7 protein-coding genes are annotated in these 16,779 nt (G+C 64.0%); 5 read left to right on the top strand and 2 right to left on the bottom strand.

The features are described from left to right. Positions 1-30: 30 nt before the first annotated feature. From BM026_RS06675 to BM026_RS06660, 4 genes are read left to right on the top strand one after another with little or no spacing between them, the layout of a single operon-like run. Positions 31-768 (top strand): pilus assembly protein, encoded by a 738-nt coding sequence (locus tag BM026_RS06675; RefSeq protein WP_071488668.1) that lies wholly within the window; start codon positions 31-33, stop codon positions 766-768. Next, positions 765-1,262, top strand: a complete 498-nt coding sequence (locus BM026_RS06670; RefSeq protein WP_371914358.1) for a CS1 type fimbrial major subunit — start codon at positions 765-767, stop codon at positions 1,260-1,262. Before BM026_RS06675 ends, BM026_RS06670 begins: the two co-directional genes overlap by 4 nt. Further along, positions 1,259-2,494 (top strand): hypothetical protein, encoded by a 1,236-nt coding sequence (locus BM026_RS06665; RefSeq protein WP_175507930.1) that lies wholly within the window; start codon positions 1,259-1,261, stop codon positions 2,492-2,494. The genes BM026_RS06670 and BM026_RS06665 overlap by 4 nt, the downstream gene beginning before the upstream one ends. Further along, positions 2,495-3,724, top strand: a complete 1,230-nt coding sequence (locus tag BM026_RS06660; protein ID WP_092241005.1) for a hypothetical protein — start codon at positions 2,495-2,497, stop codon at positions 3,722-3,724. Here the strand turns inward: BM026_RS06660 and BM026_RS06655 are convergent. Next, complete coding sequence (locus BM026_RS06655; protein WP_093527726.1) at positions 3,686-8,752, bottom strand: NEL-type E3 ubiquitin ligase domain-containing protein; 5,067 nt, start codon at positions 8,750-8,752, stop codon at positions 3,686-3,688. The genes BM026_RS06660 and BM026_RS06655 overlap by 39 nt on opposite strands. A 186-nt stretch (positions 8,753-8,938) precedes the next feature. Between BM026_RS06655 and BM026_RS06650 the strand changes: the two genes are divergently transcribed. Beyond that, the gene (locus BM026_RS06650; protein ID WP_093527724.1) at positions 8,939-13,564 is read left to right on the top strand and encodes a hypothetical protein; all 4,626 of its coding nucleotides are present in this window, start codon (positions 8,939-8,941) and stop codon (positions 13,562-13,564) included. Here BM026_RS06650 and BM026_RS06645 read toward each other — a convergent pair. After that, complete coding sequence (locus tag BM026_RS06645; protein WP_093512305.1) at positions 13,551-16,649, bottom strand: transglycosylase domain-containing protein; 3,099 nt, start codon at positions 16,647-16,649, stop codon at positions 13,551-13,553. The genes BM026_RS06650 and BM026_RS06645 overlap by 14 nt on opposite strands. Positions 16,650-16,779 lie beyond the last annotated feature (130 nt).

The raw sequence follows: 16,779 nt of genomic DNA, 5'->3' as shown, positions 1-16,779 counted from the left end.
TTGGCCGCTTGCAAAACATGAGGTTGTGGCATGAAACGTTTTTGGTTGTTATGCGTATGTCTTTTCTCCCTGGGGGCCCAGGCGGGCCCCCAGATCAACGTAGGCGTGGTGTACGACTACCTGGAGGCGGGTAAGAGCACCTATATGAAACGGGTGTTCAATGGCGGCACCTCCACGGCGTTCGTCAAGGTCAACATCCTGGAAATGATCTACGACGCCGATGGCTCCTACCGTGAAGTACCGTTGCAGAACCAGCCCGGCGCCGCTGCGCGCGATGGCCTGATGGCCAGCCCGGCGCGGCTGATCGTACCGGCCAACGGCACCCAGGGCACGCGCCTGCTGTTCATGGGCAACCGTGACAAGGAACGCTACTTCCGCGTGCGCTTCGTACCGGTGGTGCCCGAGACCGAAGACGAGTTCGCCGTCACCGAAGAAGAGCGCAAGCAATACAAAGACAGCCTGGCCGCTGGCGTACGCGTGCTGGCGGGTTACGGCACGGTGTTTTTCGTGCGCCCCAGCAACGTGCGGTTTGACACCCAGGTGCGTGACGAAGGCAAGCGCTACACCTTGGTCAACAAGGGCAACAGTGTCGTGGTGGTCGATGAATTCAAGGACTGCTCGGCGGCCAATACCCTGGAATGCCGGCCGACGGTCAAGCACCACATCATGGCCGGTCGTTCCTATGGATTCGATAAAGAGCCTGGCCGCTCCTACCGCTTCAGCCTGATCGAAGGCAGCGAGAAAAAACCGATGGAGGTCAAGGGGTGATCACACTCTTCAAGACGCTGGCATTCGCCTCGCTCAGTGCCATTTGCGTGTTGCCCTCGGCCCGCGCGGCGGTAGAGCGGGAAACCTTCGAGGTGTTCGTGGAAATCCCCACGGCGCAGTTTTATGTGCTCCCGGTGGATCCGACCCTGGTGCAGCGCGACCAGCCGCTGGATTACAACCCGGTGTCATCGCAACTCAAGCCGCTGCGTGCGCAATTCGATGTGAAAAACGTCAGCGGCGCCATTGGCGCACGGCTGGATGCCGAACCGTTTCTGTTCAACGGCAGGGAGCGTATCGACCTGCGCGTGACCTTCAACAATCAAGAGCTGGGCCTGACCTCCAGCGAAGTGGTGTCCAGCACCGATGCCGCGCCGGGCAAGCGCGTGGCTTTGGAAATCGCCGCGATCAAACCGGCGGATGACTACGCCCCGGGTAACTATTACGGCACGGTGCACATGGTGTTCGATGCGCTGGCGCCGGGGGCGAATCCATGAGGTATTTACGTCATATCCAATGGGGCCTTGGCCTGGTTCTCACGCTGGTTGCGAGTGCAGCCCAGGCCGGTTCCGCCGAGGTCCGTGCCGAATTCCGTCCCGACCCCAGCAACCCGATGGTCAACCGCTTTACCAACGTCACGCCCAGTACGGGGTTCTGTAAGCACTTCGTTTATTACTGCGAGCCTAGAGGCTGGTTCAGTCTGGACATGCCCATCGGCCCAAGGCCGCAAACCACTGGTGGACCGGTTGCCGCCAACCACGCCGACCCGCGTCAGGGCGTATACCTGAAGGTTCCGTCCGAATGGCGAACCATCACGGTCACCAGCGCTGCTGGCGACAGCAGTCAGTTGGAGGTGCGTATCTCGGGGATCGGTGGCACCGAGCGTCACGGCGGGCATGTGACGCTGATCACCAATGGTGGAGACTACGAACAATTGTGGAGTACCGGACGCTGGCATAAAGCGCCGGCACCGTGTATCCCCACCGGAATGATCAATGGCACCGCTTACTGGGTCGAGTGGCTCTGGCATGTGCCGGAAAATGCGGGCGCCTGCGCCACCCAGGCGCTGTTTGATCTGCCCTATATGGATTTCCCCGACCTGTATTTCACTTACGAGCTGCGTACGCCCAACCCATTGGATATGCCCGCCGGGATTTACCGTGGCAGCCAGCTCTACACCGTAGGCCCGGGGATGGACTTCGATTTCGGCGACCGCGTCGTTCCGTTCGACAACGTCGCCATCCTGGACTTCGTACTGGATGTGGACCATATCCTCAAGGTCGAGGTGCCCCCCGGTGGCAATCGCGTACAGCTTGAGCCTCAAGGGGGGTGGCAGGCGTGGCTGCAAAACGGGCGCAAACCGACCCGGTTGTACCGCGACCAGACCCTCAACCTGTGGACCAGTACTCAGTTCAAGATGACCCTGGAGTGCGGGGCGCCCATGGGCAATTCCTGCAGCGTAAGCAACGGTACGCATCAGGTGCCGCTGGACATCGCTGTCACGTTGCCCGCAGGTTTGAGCGATGCCTCCGGACGTCCGGTCAACCGCTTGCCCCTGCGCCTTGACGGCAGTGGCAGCGAGCTGTTTAAACCGACCCGCTTTGTCGACCGCAAGCCCAGCACGCTGCACTTTTCCATTCAATCCGAGGGGGTGGCGCAGATGCTCGAACACGGCAGCGGCAGTACCTATACAGGCACAGCCACCGTGATCTGGGATTCGGAGGTTTAAATGAGTCACTATTGGATCAGCAGACTGATCCTGGCATCCGGGCTGACGGCCGCGTTGATCAGCCCTTTGGCCAGCGCACTTACCCAGGACATCACCGCCAAGTTCCGCCCCGACCCGTCCAACCCGACGGTCAACGAGTTCGTCAACACCACGCCCCAGAGCGGCATTTGCCCGGGGCATATCCCGGGGCATTGCAACGCGCTGGGGATCTTCACCATCCGCACCAACGCCTTCACGGCCGAGGCCAACGGGCCCATTCCCGCAAACCACCCCAGCCCCCGCCAGGGGGCCATGTGGAAGGTGCCTTCGGAGTGGCGTGCGGTGCAGGTCACCCATACCGAAACCGGGCAGACCGATACGGTACAGATGCGCATCGCAGGCATCGGCCATCGCTGGAACAGCCGCCCCGGCGTGAGTGCCTGGGGGCAACCCGGCTTGCCTTGGAGCAGCGCGTGGCGGGATGCGCCCAGCCCTTGTCGCGGCATCAACTATTTTGCCGCTGGAACCAACTTCGTGTTGTTCTTCTGGCTGGTCCCGGAAAACGCTGGCGTGTGTCACCGGGTGCCTTCCACCACCATCGACTGGTTCAACTACAGCAATATGGAGTATGCCTACGGCCTGAAAACCCCGAACCCGTTGGCCATGGCGCCGGGTGAATACACGGGCAGCATCAGTTATGTGCTAGGCCCGGGTGGGGATTTCGATTTCGGCGATGTGATGATCCCCAACGATAACGTCCTGACGTTCAACTTCACCCTGACAGTGGACCATCACCTGCGCGTACAGGTGCCGCCGGGCGGCAACCGGGTGCAATTGGAACCCCAGGGCGGCTGGCAGAACTGGCTGCAGAACGGGCGCAAACCGACGCGCCTGGCCAGGGACCAGACCGTCAGCCTGTGGTCGGGCGGCCCCTTCAAGATGACCCTGGAGTGCGGGCAGCCGCTGGGCAACACCTGCAGCGTCAGCAACGGCACGCACCAGGTGCCGCTGGAGGTGGCCGTCAGCCTGCCGGCGGGTTTGTATGACAGTGCCGGGCGGCCGGTCAACCGCTTGCCGCTGCGCCTGGACGGCAGCGGCACCGAGCGCTTCCAGCCGCGCATCTACATCTACCGGCAACCCAGCACCTTGCACTTTTCGGTACTGGCCGACGGTGTGGCACAGATGCTCGAACACGGCAGCGGCACCACCTATTCAGGAACGGCTACGGTGGTCTGGGACTCCGAAGTCTGAGGGCGCGGCCTCGCTTTGCAGCGGTCCCAGCGCGTCGCGGGTCAATTGTCGGCGCAGGGCCTTGTGGGCCTGCCCCACGTCTTCCAGCCAGCGTTCATAGGTTGCCTGGCTGACGGGGGCGTCGGTCAGCACGCTGGCACGGGGCACGCCCAACGCGTCGGCCAGGGTCTCAACGCTTTGCCGCGAACCCTGGCCCTGCACCCAGGCGTGCTGGGCCTGCAGCAAGTCGTCCAGGCGTGCGGCTTTGTCCTGATGGACCTGGGTGTTCAGCGCCAGCGCTTCGGCGTGAGTGGCTTCCAGGTACCGGTCCCAGAACTCGACGTTCAACAATGCATCCACCCGGCCGTCGCCGGCCTCGCTCTCGATGACGGCCTTGTAGGTCTTCTCGATCAGTGCGGGGTTCACCGACGCGGTGACACGATAGACCATATGTTCGGCCAGCCAGGGCAAGTGCAGGCGTGCCTTGAGGGCGGTCTGCAACGCCGTGTGTACCTGCACTTCATCCACGCTGCCCGGTACGCCATCGATCACTTCGCTGGTCAGTCGCAACCCGAGCCCACCCTGGTCAATCGGCGCCAGTCGGTGCGCCACTTCCTGGCGGGCCAGGGCGGTGACGCGGCTCAGGCGTGCGGCCTGCCAGGCCAGGTGCGCCAGTCGCCGGGCAAAGGCGCCTTCTTCCAGGGCCGGGCGCGCAGCGTAGGCCTCGTACACCAGGGTCTGCACGCCCAGGCTATTGAACACCTGCGCACCCGCATCGGCGCAGTTGGCGGGCGCGCTGGCCAGGGTGAAGAAGCGCCTGCGCAGCGCTTCATCGGCGTGCATCGCGTCGAGCATGCGCCAGACGTTCAGGCTCAGCGCCCGCCGGTTGGCCAGGTACGCGGCCCGATCGCCCTCGGTCTCGAAGTAGTTGGGCGTCTGCAGGCTGCGGATCACTTCGAAGAAACCCTGGGAGCCGTGTTCCTGTTCCAGCTCGTCCCATTGGCGCTGACGCGATGGACCCTGTTCGGCCGGCAGGTCCTGCAGCCAGAACGCGCTGTCCTGTTCGCCACGCGGCGGGTAGGTGCGATAAGGGTCGAGGCCGGCGCCAAGGCGATAGCTGACCATGCGTTCTTCGTCGTCCAGGCCGAGCTGGTTGCGGTCCAACCGCGTGCGCGCCACCAACAGCGCCTCGGCTTGCCAGGGCAGAAACTTCGGCACGCTCTTGATCGGGCTGTTTTGCAGGTCGAGCAGGAAATCCTCGGGCCGTGGCTGTTCGAACAACCCTTGCGGCCACTGCGTCAACTGCGTATTCGTCAGGTACAGCTCGCGCAGGTCGGGCATGCCGCTGATGTCCGGTGGCTCGCGCAACAGGCGGTTGTAGGACAGGTCCAGCACCTTGAGGCGGCTGAGGGTGTTGAGTTGGGCCAGGGAGTGGGCGTCCCATTGCAAGGGGTTGGCGCTCAGCCCCAGTTGGGTCAGGCGTGGCAGAGTGGTGAGTGTTTCCGGCAGCCGCGTCAGGCGATTCTGCGCCAGCTCCAGAGTGATGAGGTTGGGAAACAATTCCAGGAACCTGGCCTGCGCATCGCCCAGTCCGGTGTCGCCAAGGTTCAGACTGGTGATGTGTTTGAGCGGTGTGCGCAGTGTCGGCATATGCAACAGGTAGGTACCCAGCGGCCAGCCTTCCAGGTCCAGGCGGCTGCCTGGCTGGCGCTCGCCAAACCCGTCGCGGTAGCCACTTGCCGATTTCTCCCAACTGCGCCGCAAGGCCTGGGACAGTTGAGAGCGCACCAGTCGCTCGGCGGTTTGTTCTTCGATGTTGCCCTGATGCCGGCTCGTGGGGGCCTCCACCCATTTCTTCAGGTCCTTGGCCAGCTGCTTTTTCTCCCGCTCCAGCTCACGCAGCGCCGTGAGGCCATCCGGTGAGTCAAACGCTTGCACCTGTTCCTGCACCTTTGCCGCGCTCAATCCCGGGTACAAGGCTTTGACGCGTTCTTCCACCGAGCCTGGCGACAGCCCCAGCAGCTTGCTCGCCCATTTGAACCTTGGCGCCTGCACCAGGCGCAGGGTCTCGCGTTCGGGCGGCGCGCCGATGGGGTCGGCGAGCACTCGGCAGCGATCCTCCAGCGGTACCAGGCGCTCCATCAACCAGTTGCGCAACGCCGGGCCGTCGGCGGCGGCGTCGCCCATCGCGGTACGCGTTGGCCTGGGCAGGGCGTTGAGCAATGCGCTGTAAAAGTCACTGGCGGGGTGCAGGCTCTGGTGAGCGCCGTCGTAGACCGCGTACTGGCCGTCTTCGCGATGTACCAGGATACGCCGGGCGTCGCCGCGACCCGCCTCGGCGCGCACTGCACCGCCGGTGGACTGGCTGCGCACTTGCAAGTGCAGCGCGGCGAGGGCCGGGCTGTGTTGCTCAAGCGCACCGAGCATCATGCGCTCGCTGTGCTCGTTGAGCAGCGGCGCGGCGTGGAAGCCTTCATACGCGTGAGTGGCCCGGGCTTGCAGTTGGAGTGCGCGCCCGAGGCTTTTGAGGCGCAGGGGCAAGTGATGGCCGTGGGTCATGAGCGCCCGTTCGTCCGGGCGCGCTTGTTCCAGCAGATATTCGACCTGGCTTTTGGGCAGTTCGGGGAACGCCTCGCGGACCCGCAGCGCCGTTGCCTGGTTCACGCTCTCGCTGTGCTGGTAGAGGTAGTCGAACACTGCCCGTTGACGTACGGCGAGCTGATCGGCCAGGCGCTGGCGCAATGCATCGATACGCGCCGCCCGTGTCTGCGGCAAGGGGCCGGCGAGGGCCTGGAGTTGCGCTTCGTTGAGAACGTCGAGCAGGCGCGGCGCCAGCTCGCCCCTGTTCAGGGCCTGGCGGCTGATCGGCAGCACGGCGTTGGCGTCGGTGGCGCCGTAACGCAGGGGCGCGCCGCCGAGGTCATCTTCTTCGTACACGTCAATCGCCTGGTCCGCTGGCCATTGCGGCAGTTCGGTGGCCAAGTGAGGGCTCCAGTAGGTGTCATCATCCACCGCCTCGCCGACCTTTAAACGTTGGGCCAGGCGCTCCGTGTGCTGCCTCAGCCGCCAGCGCTTGAGGCTGTCGGCCAGGCGCGGAGAGGGGGCTGCGTTGTCGCGATGCAGCGCACGCAGTTCGTTGTACTCGGTGCCACTGGTCTGGCGCAGTTGTTCCAGTTGCGCCGCGTCCAGGTCATTGACACTGTGACCCAGGCGTCGCATCAATTGGGGGTCGTCCCAGGTCCTGGGGTCTTCGGCCTCGTGGGTCCAGGCACCCTGGCCGTTGTGTTGCAAACGCGGTGCGTAGGCGTCGGGGCGGCTGGGGTGTTGGATACGGTGGCCGGCGTCGTCGAGCCTGACTTCATAGTGCTCGCCGTCCAGGGGCAGCACGCTGCGGCCTGCGTGGGTGTGCAAGCCCAGCGCGTCGGGTGCCGAATCGCCGGGCAGGCCGGGGGCCTTCAACGCGTAGGGGCGCAGGTCGGGGTTCCACAAGCGCGGTTGACCATTGTGTTCGATGGCCTGCAGTTGATCGACGAAGGGCGAAGGGATGAGCTTGACCAGTTGACCGCCGATGTGAAACGCACCCAACTGCACCACTTCGTTGACCACGCCGACCAGGTGCGTGGCCGCTTCCCTGGCCTGGCCTTCGGCAAGGTCGACCACACCTTCGACCACTTCATCGAGCAACTGGTAGGCGGTGTAGGCCAGCATCAGCTCACCCAGCCACGGCACGAAGGGTGTGATCACCAGCAAGGCGGCGTTGAAGATCTCGCTGAGCACGCGGCTGAAATTATCCCACCAGGCCCAGCGGGCGCGGCTGTCGCTGTCGGCGGTGGATACCACGATGTCGCGGGCGTCATTGAAGATCTTGTCGAGGCCGCGTTGCAGGCGATGGCGCCACAGGTCGCCGTCGATGGGCACGGCGGCGTATTGCAGGCGCGGCTGGTCCACCGGCGTGTCCCGCCAGGTAGGGCGCGTGTCCAGCGGATCGGTGCGGCGATACCACTGGACGCGGTTCAGGCGTTGTTCGAGGTTGGCGAAAAAGTGCCCGCGCTGTTGCTGGTCGATGAATTGGCTGAAGAACTGGCGGTACGCGGCGGTGCGCAACTTATCGGTCAGCGCTTGCATGAACGCCGCGCTGCTGGGGTATGCCATCAGTGGTGCCTGTGGGTCATGGGGGATATACGCCAGTACCGGCACGGTGACCGTTGCGCGCTCAAGGTCGGCGGCGATCAGCAGGATGCTGGTCAGGCGCGAGTCCATCATCTGCAACTCATAAAACTGCAGCACGCCTCGCTCGCCGTTGAGGGCGCGTTGCAGCACATGGAAACTGGCGGCGTCGATGGCGTGCGTGAGCAAGGCGTGGTGGGCCGCGGCGTTCAGGGCGGCTTTCTGGCTGGCGATGAGCGCATCGTGCAGCGCGGCCAGTTGCGTTTCGTCGGTGGGCAGCAGGTGCTGTTGCAGGTGGCGCTGGTACTGGGCACCCAGATCCAGTTGTCGGCACAGGGCGGTGAACTGCGCAATGCTCATCTGCTGCTTTAGGGGCTTGAGGGTGAAGTGACCGCGGGCGTCGGGCCGGCTGGTGTAGCTGGAGTCGTCGGTGAAGTGCTCATCCTTGGCAAAGTTGTGCAGGGCGGCGTCCAGCAGAGACACACTGCGGCTGGTGACACCCTGGATGAACGTGCCCTTGACGCTGTACAGGAACAGGAAGGTGTCCCGGACGCTGGCGTCCACGCCGTATGTTGTCTTGAGCGCCTGGGTCAGCAACGGCTCGGCGAAGGCATAGACGTCCTGGACCTGTTCGAGGCGCTCATCCACCGTGTTCTGGGTGACCCATGCCTGGGCGTTGGCCGTCTTGAGGCTGGCGTGAGCCTGAGGGGGCGCGCTGTGATACCAGGACGCGAGGTCCAGGCGGGCCTTGCTCAAGGCTTCAGCTCTGGCCGGCGAGGTTGCGAGCAGCCATGGCGGGATCTTCTGTTTGATCAATTCATAGTGCGGGCCTTTGTCTGGGTGGAGGGACGACGCGGGCGCGGGCTGCGGTGGCGGGTGCATGGCAGATGACCTTGAGGTGTAGAAAAGGTCGTCAGCCTAGGTGCCCTGGGGTGGGGGCGAGGCAGTAGATAGTTGAAGTCGCCTGCGCTTTATTCCTGGGGCTCGGTCGGCGGTGTTAACTGTCTACGTCTTCGGAGGTGGCGCAAGGGATTAGCTTGAGTGGACCCACCCCATGGAGAGACCTGGATGCCCCTCACTGCCAGCGCCCTGCGCCAAGCTCATATTGAACAGATCGAAACCCTGTTCAACGACCCTCCCTCCTTGTTGGCAGTCGCCCTGGACAGTGCCCAGGCTTACCTGGACCGTCATTTCAGCGCGCGTAACGAGCACGCGCGATGGCTCCATATCGCAACCCCTGAAGATCACCCCGATGAAGGCGCCTGGCGCTATGCCTCATTGGCGCAGATGGTGGTGGAGCGCCTGGCGACTGCTCGGCCAGTGTTGCTGGTGCAGGACTATCACAAGGTGGTCCGACGCGTACGCGAGGTGATTGGGCCGGGCGGGCCGAGCCTTGCCGAACTGGAGGTATTGATCAACGAATGCGGTAGCTTTCTGCTGGAGGCTTTTTCCCAGCGATTGCAGGCGTGGTGGCATGAGGCAATGCCCGTGGACAGCGTGCGCTGGGGGTATTTGTCCGATGAGTTGTTGGCGCTGTTCTACGATGCCCCCATGCCGCCTGGCATGAGCCCGGCGCGCTTTGCCGAGCTGTTTCCGAAAACCTTGTTGCGTGCGACCCGGCCCGACCGTGAGTGGAGCCTGCACAGCGCGGCATTGCGCGTGCAAACGCTGCACCTGCAGCAAAACCAGCTGCGCACGCTGCCTTGGCTGTTGCTTGAGCGGACCCTGGCGCTGGGGCGTTCGTCTTTGTTGGTCTACAACCCGGCCTCGGGAATCACCCCCATTGAAGCTATAGACGATATAGGGGCTTTGCTGGCTGCCGAGGTGGAACCGTCACCGTCAGGGCAAGTCGCACAGTGGTTTTCCCAGCCGGTGGAGGGGGACCCCTTCGATGCTTTGGCGGCCAGTTACCTGGAGCGGCAGTTGCGCGACCTCGACCGCATCGACCGCCGGGTGCCACGCACGCCCCAGGCTTTGCAACAGTTGCTGAACGACATCACTGACCCCTTTCACTGGTTTGTCGCGCGCCTGAGTTCTCTTCAACAGAAGTTGCGTGCTGGCTTGCCGCTGTGGCTGAGCCAGGCCGATGCCGCCGACAGTATCGCCTGTGCCCAATTGCTGCGTGGCTGTGTGCTGGCCGGGCATGCCGAGGGCGCACACGACTACCTGGAAGGTATCCCGACGATTGAGCAGTTTGCCATCGAGCAATTGCAAGGGTGTTTGCAGCAGCAGCCCTTGACGGCCAAGCTGAAAGCACAAGACATCAGCCTGCGGTTCGATCGCGTGATTGCCGCTGCCGTGCCGCTGCCGGGCGGCTTCATTGCCGGGGAAGTCGAACCCGTCACCGTGACACTGGTGCAATTGGCCCTGGAAAACCTCGCCGGCTTTCCACACACGCCCAAGTCGATCAGCCTCAAGGGCGAAAAGGCCCCGACGTGGTTGACGTACAACCTGCTGAGCACCTGCATCGAGCAGGTCGATATCGGGCAAGCCTATCCGCTGTTGCTCAAGCGCAAGCTGGTGGAGGACCAATCTGAAGCCACGCGCCGCCGGCGGTTGTTCAGCCGGCAACTGCGTAACCAACTGCCGCTGCTGGCTCTGCAATACAAAATCCAGGGGCTGCACGGCCTGACCCGCACCGGTTTCCTGCGCTTGCAGGCCGCGTTGCAAGCTACTCCGGCCCAACGCCTGCTCGATGGAAAAGGCATGGCCCTGTGGCCGCTGGCGTTTCGCGCTGCGCCCGATCAGGTGGCGGACGTGGTTGCCAACCAGTTCATCATCGGGCCCCAGGCCGGGCACGAAGGGCCGCACCTGTTGTACCGGCCACTGCTGAGCCCGACGTTGCAGGAGTATGAAAGCCTGGCGGCTTTGCTCGAGGCGATCAGGGCCCCTGGCGAACTGCAGGATCAGGTGCTGAGCTGGATAGATGCACGACGCCAGGCGATCTATGTCAAGGGTGGTTTCATCGAGCCGCACATCCGGCATTTTTTACCGACGGATGAGTTCACGGTCTACACCAAACCGGCTCCCGCACAACTGCACAAACAGGTGGTCGAGGGCGACCCGGCGCAACAGGTTTTCATTGCAACCGCCGAGGCGCTGGTGACCCTGGCCGACCGTCAGTCACAGTCCAATGCCGAACAGCGCTGGGCCACCCTGAAAAAACTCGGTTGGCTGCTGTTTACCAACCTGCTGCCGTTCCTGCGTGGGCCGGCGGCGTTGTCCGGGTGGCTGCTGCAGTTGACGGACAGCGTACGAGAGGATCTTCAGAGCCTGCACAGTACCGATGCCCAGGCGCGAGCCGCCGCCGTCACGGACATGCTGGTCAACCTGATAGCCGTGATAGCGCATCAGGCTGCCCCCCATGACGTGCAGCGCCATCTGGACCTGGAACATCCGGCGTTTGCGCCATTGGCCCGCGCCGAACCGTTGCCTGCCGCGCCGGTGCGGGTGGTGGCCCCGGCATCGTTCAGTGCGCCGCTTGGCTGGGCCAACGCACGGGATACCCTGACCCCGGCCATGCAGGCGCGGCTGACGGCCTTGAGCCTCGAGTCGCAGCCCACGCCCGACGATCTGAAACAGGCTGAAGCCAGCGGTCCGTTGCAAGGGTTGTTGAAACCCGCATCGGCTGTCGGCGGGTACTGGCAGGCGCTGGTACGCGGGCGGGTCTATCGCGTTCAGATCCAACAGGGGCGGGTACGGGTGGTCGGTGCCACGGACGAAATCCTGGGGCCCTGGCTCAAACACCTGGGCAACGGGCGTTGGGACATCGACCTGGGCCTGCACCTGCGTGGCGGCGCGGATGACCCTGCCCGGCAGGAAGCCCGCCAGGCAGCCAGTACACGGCGTGAAAGCCTGACCCGCGACTACCAGCAGGCACGCCAGGACCAGACGCGGGCTCGCCAGGCGATGGCGGTGGCCCGTGCACTGGTCGAACAGCCTGAAGGCGCCATTGATGAGCAACGTCGGGTGCAAGCCAGGCAGCGTTATCACCAGGAAGCCGAACGCGCCTGTGGTTTCGCCCGCAAGGAACTGCACACCCTGCGCGCATTGCGCGAATTGGCACCGCGCACGCGTTATGAAGAAGAGCTGTGCGGCGCCCTGGAGTCGGTTGTGCTGAGCACGCAATTGCTCAGTTCCCTGACCCGCGACCAGATGGTGGCAACCAACGCGCGACTCGATCCGGTGTTCAAATTGTTGGAGGACGAAACCGAGGATGAGGCTCAGTCCGACATCAACCGCCAGGCCCATGTGGAGTTGGGACAGGGCCTGCGCGAATTGGCGACGCTGCACGACCACGCTATTCACTGGCGAACCCTGGAGGACCTTCACCTGGACGAATTGCGGCAGGTTCCCAGGCTTGGCCGCGACAAGGCCGAGGCCTTGACGGCAGGCTTGCCCCCACGGCCATCGGTGCAGGACCTGCAAGCCCTGCAGTTCACCACGTTATGGGGTATCGCCATCGATGTGGCGGGGCCGCCTTTGGAGGACGCCTTCTTCGACAGCATCAGCGAAACCATCAACCGGGCGCGTCGGGCCAACCGTTCCATGGCGGACTTGCGTCACGTGGAGGTCACTGACCAGGAGCGCATCGAATTGCTGGAGAGCGTTGACCAGGTCTACGCGCAAACCGACGATCAGATCGAGTTCTGGCGGGCCATGGAGCCGGACAAGTTCAACGTGGATTACCTGCAAAAACTCCAGGCGTTACTGACACAGCTGCATCTGTACATCGAAGGCCAACTCAACGACCTGACGCAACCGGTCGCCAAGACCAGGCCACGGACCAAGCCGCCCGCACCCGTACCAGGGGCAAGGCGCAAGAAGATCATCCGCACGCGTAACCGCGACCTGTATGTTGCCCAACTGAGCGACCTGCCGTCCGACCACCCAGCCGCCGAACTGCGTGACCCTTCGGGCCAAGTCATCGCCGCCTTCACCGAAGCCGAAGACGGCGTGTGGGATGCCCGGCCGACACCCGCCCGGCGCCGCCCCGATCCGGCATTGAGCAGCCTGATGGAAAAAGGCGAAGCCCTGTTGGCGACGGTCGATAAAGCCATCAATCAGGTCAAGGCCATGATCCCTGGCGTCAACCAGCCGTCGAGCCTGCAATACCTGCTGGAGTCCCAGGCCACCCGTCGACGCTGGGTGGCCGAGGACATCAACAAGAAGCTGAGTGTGCTCGACAGTACGCGGCTGGCAGTGGTGCAACAGGCCAACGCCCGGGCCATGGTCAGCCGCTTGCACGCCTCGGTGGCGAGCCTGGAGGCCGCCGGCCTGGAGGCTCGCATACAGGCGAGCAAGGTACGGCCCATCACCCAGGACACGCTGGAGTTCCTGCATCGCCACCACGAGGTTCGGATAACCCGGCGCGGCGGGCGGGTGGCGCTCAAGGGGCACCGCGACGACTATCTGCAGGTCTACGCCGTCGTCGATGCCGCGAACGGCGAAGCGCTGTGTGTCGCCCATTTCCATTACCCGACGCAGAAGGCGTTGGACGATCATTTCGTGGCCGCCCACCTCAAGCGTCCCGAACAGGAACACCTGGGCCGCCAGGACCAGGCCGAAGTCGAGGCGGACAGGTTTGCGCGTATTCGTCGCGGGCAGACTGGTCAGTTGCAACCTGTGCCTGAGATCGAACGTCAAGCTCTCTCTCTGGGCGTGGCCAGGCGCCTGTTTTTCAGCCTCGACTGAGGTCAGCGTTTGCCCGGCACAGGGTCTGGCTGCCGGGTTGCAAGTACGGCATCAGCAACGGCGCCATGCCCTTGAGCACCTGCACGGGCAGGGCCGAGGTGAAGGTGAAGTGCTCGGCGGATTGGCCGGGGACAAACGCGGTTAACGTGCCGAAGTGGTGTTCGCCCAGGTAGAACACAAACGTGGCAGTGCGGTTGATCGACTTGGAACTGAGGATGCGCCCACCGGCGCCGATGGCCTCGATGCGATTATCGCCGGTGCCGGTCTTGCCGCCCATGGCCAGCGGCGTGCCGTCGGCCAGCTTGAAACTGCCGGCGACGCGTTTGGCGGTGCCGGCGTCCACCACCTGGGACAAGGCGCCGCGCAGGGCCCTGGCGACCTCGACCGGGATCACCTGTTTGCCGGGTGCCGGGTCGTTGACGACGCGCGTTTCGTACGGCGTGCCGGCGGCGAACAACAGGCTGTCGATACGCAGCACCTTGGGGCGCACCCCGTCGTTGAGAATAATGCCCATCAGTTCAGCCAAGGCCGCCGGGCGATCGCCAGAGCTGCCGATCGCCGTCGCCAGGGACGGCACCAGGTGATCGAAGGGGTAGCCCACGGCCTGCCAGCGCTGATGGATGTCGAGGAAGGCTTCGATCTCCAGCATGGTGCGAATGCGGCTGTCCCGCGCACTCTGGTGGCGGCTCTTGAACAACCAGCTGTACACCTCCTGGCGTTCGAACTGGCTGGCCTTGACCACCTCGCTGAACGTTGCCTCGGGATGGTTGAGCAAGTAGCCGAGCAACCACAGGTCCAGCGGGTGCACCTTGGCGATGTAGCCTTGGTCGGGCAGGTCGTAGGTGCCGGGGCCGTAGTCCTTGTAGAGTTTTTGCAGGCGTTCGTCGGTGAGTTTTTCGTGGGTCTTGATGCCGGCCAGGTGTGAGCGCACGAACAGGTTGAAGCTCGCCTGGCTGGCGTCGGGCAACAGGTAGCGGTGCACGGCCGCCAGGCGGATCGGCGTTGGGCGCAGGCTGTCGAGGAAGGTGTCCAGGCGTGCCTGGGTGTCTTTCTTCTGGTACTTCTTCCAGAACTTGCGCAGGAAGGTGGTGCCTTCGCGGTCAGCGAAACCGGCAAGGTATTCCTGGCGGCGCGGGTCGCTGTCGTCCTTGAGCAACTCGGCGCTGTTGTTCTCGCCCGAATAGGTGACATAGCGCACCACGTCGCGCATCAGCCGAATAAATGGCAGGTTGATCGATTCGCGCAAGGCGTCGCGCAGGGTCGGGCTGCGGCCGTTGTCCTGGCTGCGAAAGTTATGGAAGCTGTGCAAGCCGCCGCCGGTGAAGAAGCGCTCGCCGGGGCTGGCCGAGTAGGTGCGGTCCAGCGCCGCGTCGAGCATGACGGCCAGGGATTTGTCCGGGGCCTGGATCAGGTAATCGAGGGCCCAGCGGCTCAGGCGGTCCTGGTCGTCGACGGCGACTTTTTTCAGCGCGGCGGGCGCTTGCGCGGCGTACTTGCCGTGTAGTTCGGCGATGATTTGCAGGTAGGTGGTGAGCACCCGCAGCTTGGCGGTGGAGCCCAGCTCCAGCTTGCTGCCTTCGTTGATGTCGAAGGGCTGGTCGGTGTTGTCGGTCTGTACCCGCACCCGCGCACCGTCCGGGGTCAGTTCGAACAGGGTGAAACTGTAGCGCACCTGGGCGGTACTGGCGGGAGTGAGCAGGCGCTCGCCGATCAGGCCGATCTGGCGTGCATACTCGGGGTCGGCGAGGTGCTTGAGGTAGTCACTGACTTGGCCCTGCAACTGCGCTTGCAGGGTCGTGGTGGCGGACAGGTCCAGGCGGTCGAGGTCGTACAGCGGCCGGTCAAGTAATGCGGCCAAACGGCTGCGGGCCACACTGATGCCTTTATTGGTTTCTATCGGTTGAAGCGTGGGTTGTTGTGCCCAGTCGCGGTAAGTGACCTTGCTCGCCAGGGCGACCTTCAGTAAGTCAGGTCCGATCACGCCATTCTGGGCCAGTAGGCGTAAATGGCTGTCGGTCAGGTCGGCAAGTTCGTCCCGCCCTTTGGCGAGGTAATGGGAAGGACGACGCTGCGCGATGATCAACGACAGCACCTGACGCAACGCCAGGCCTTGCTGCGCATTCACTGGGCCGCGCAAGGCCTGGTTGACCTGGTTGAAGTCGGCGCCGTACCACACCCGCAACCCCTCGGCCATGCCGTGCACTTCGCCGTGCCCCGGCACCGCCGACAGCGGCACGCTGTTGAGGTAGTCGCGCACAATATCCTGCCGCGCCGGCAAGGTCTCGGGCCCATCGTGGTAAGCGCGCACGGCGGCGGAAAACATCTGTCTCAGCTTTTCCCCACCCGATACGGTCAGCCCGTCCGGCGAATGGCGATATTTCTCCAACTGGGTGGCGAGGGTACTGCCGCCGGCACTCTGGCCTGGCAGGTGCAGCAGCCGGGCGACTTGCGACCAGGCTGCCTTGGCGAAGCGTGGCCAGTCCACGGCGGGGTTGGCCTGGGGTTGCGCGGGGTCGAGCAGGTCGCGGTTTTCGATGAACAGCAAGCTGTTCACGACCAGTGAGGGGATAGCCGTGAAGCTTGAGTACAACTGTTGCGGGTAGTCGTACCGATACAGCGGCACGGCGCGACAATCGGTGATGGAAAGTCCCGCCTGGATTTTTTCCGTGTAGGGCACGAACAGCCCTTTGGCGCTGTAGTCCATCAACGCGGGGGAAAACCACGCCTGGGCTTCGATCACGTAGCCGCGCTTGAGCAAGCGCGGCAGGAATGTATCGAGGTCGCTGTAGCCCAGGCGACGATCGAATGGGCCTGCGCCGGGGTAAACGATCGCATCGCTGGGGCCGGGCCTGACGTCATAAGTCAGGTCGCGGGCCAGCCGGCTGAGTGCCTCGGCCTGCAGGTGCGAGGTGCGCATCTCCCTGGCGGCGGCAAAGCCCAGGGCGATCAGCGCCATCAGCACGATCAACCAGAACAGGCGACGCCCATGGCGCGGCCGGGGTTTACTTTCGGGTAAAGGCGCTGGGTCCGAACTGCCTTGTGGTTTCGCAGCCTTGGTCGATTCGGTTTGCCACAGTGCGCCCATAGTCGATTGATCCATTCACGCAGATTGATCGGACTTGCTTGAAGCGTAGTCGCTGGACGCTGCTTGTGAGGGAAATGTGTTTTTCGAGTCAGAACCTTCCGACGGTTATGGGGGCGGGCCTGCCGCGACG

The sequence above is a fragment of the Pseudomonas sp. NFPP24 genome (assembly GCF_900112095.1).
Classification (GTDB): domain Bacteria; phylum Pseudomonadota; class Gammaproteobacteria; order Pseudomonadales; family Pseudomonadaceae; genus Aquipseudomonas; species Aquipseudomonas extremorientalis.
Note: the sequence above shows the minus strand (reverse complement) of the source record. Positions and strands in the feature narration are given on the sequence as shown.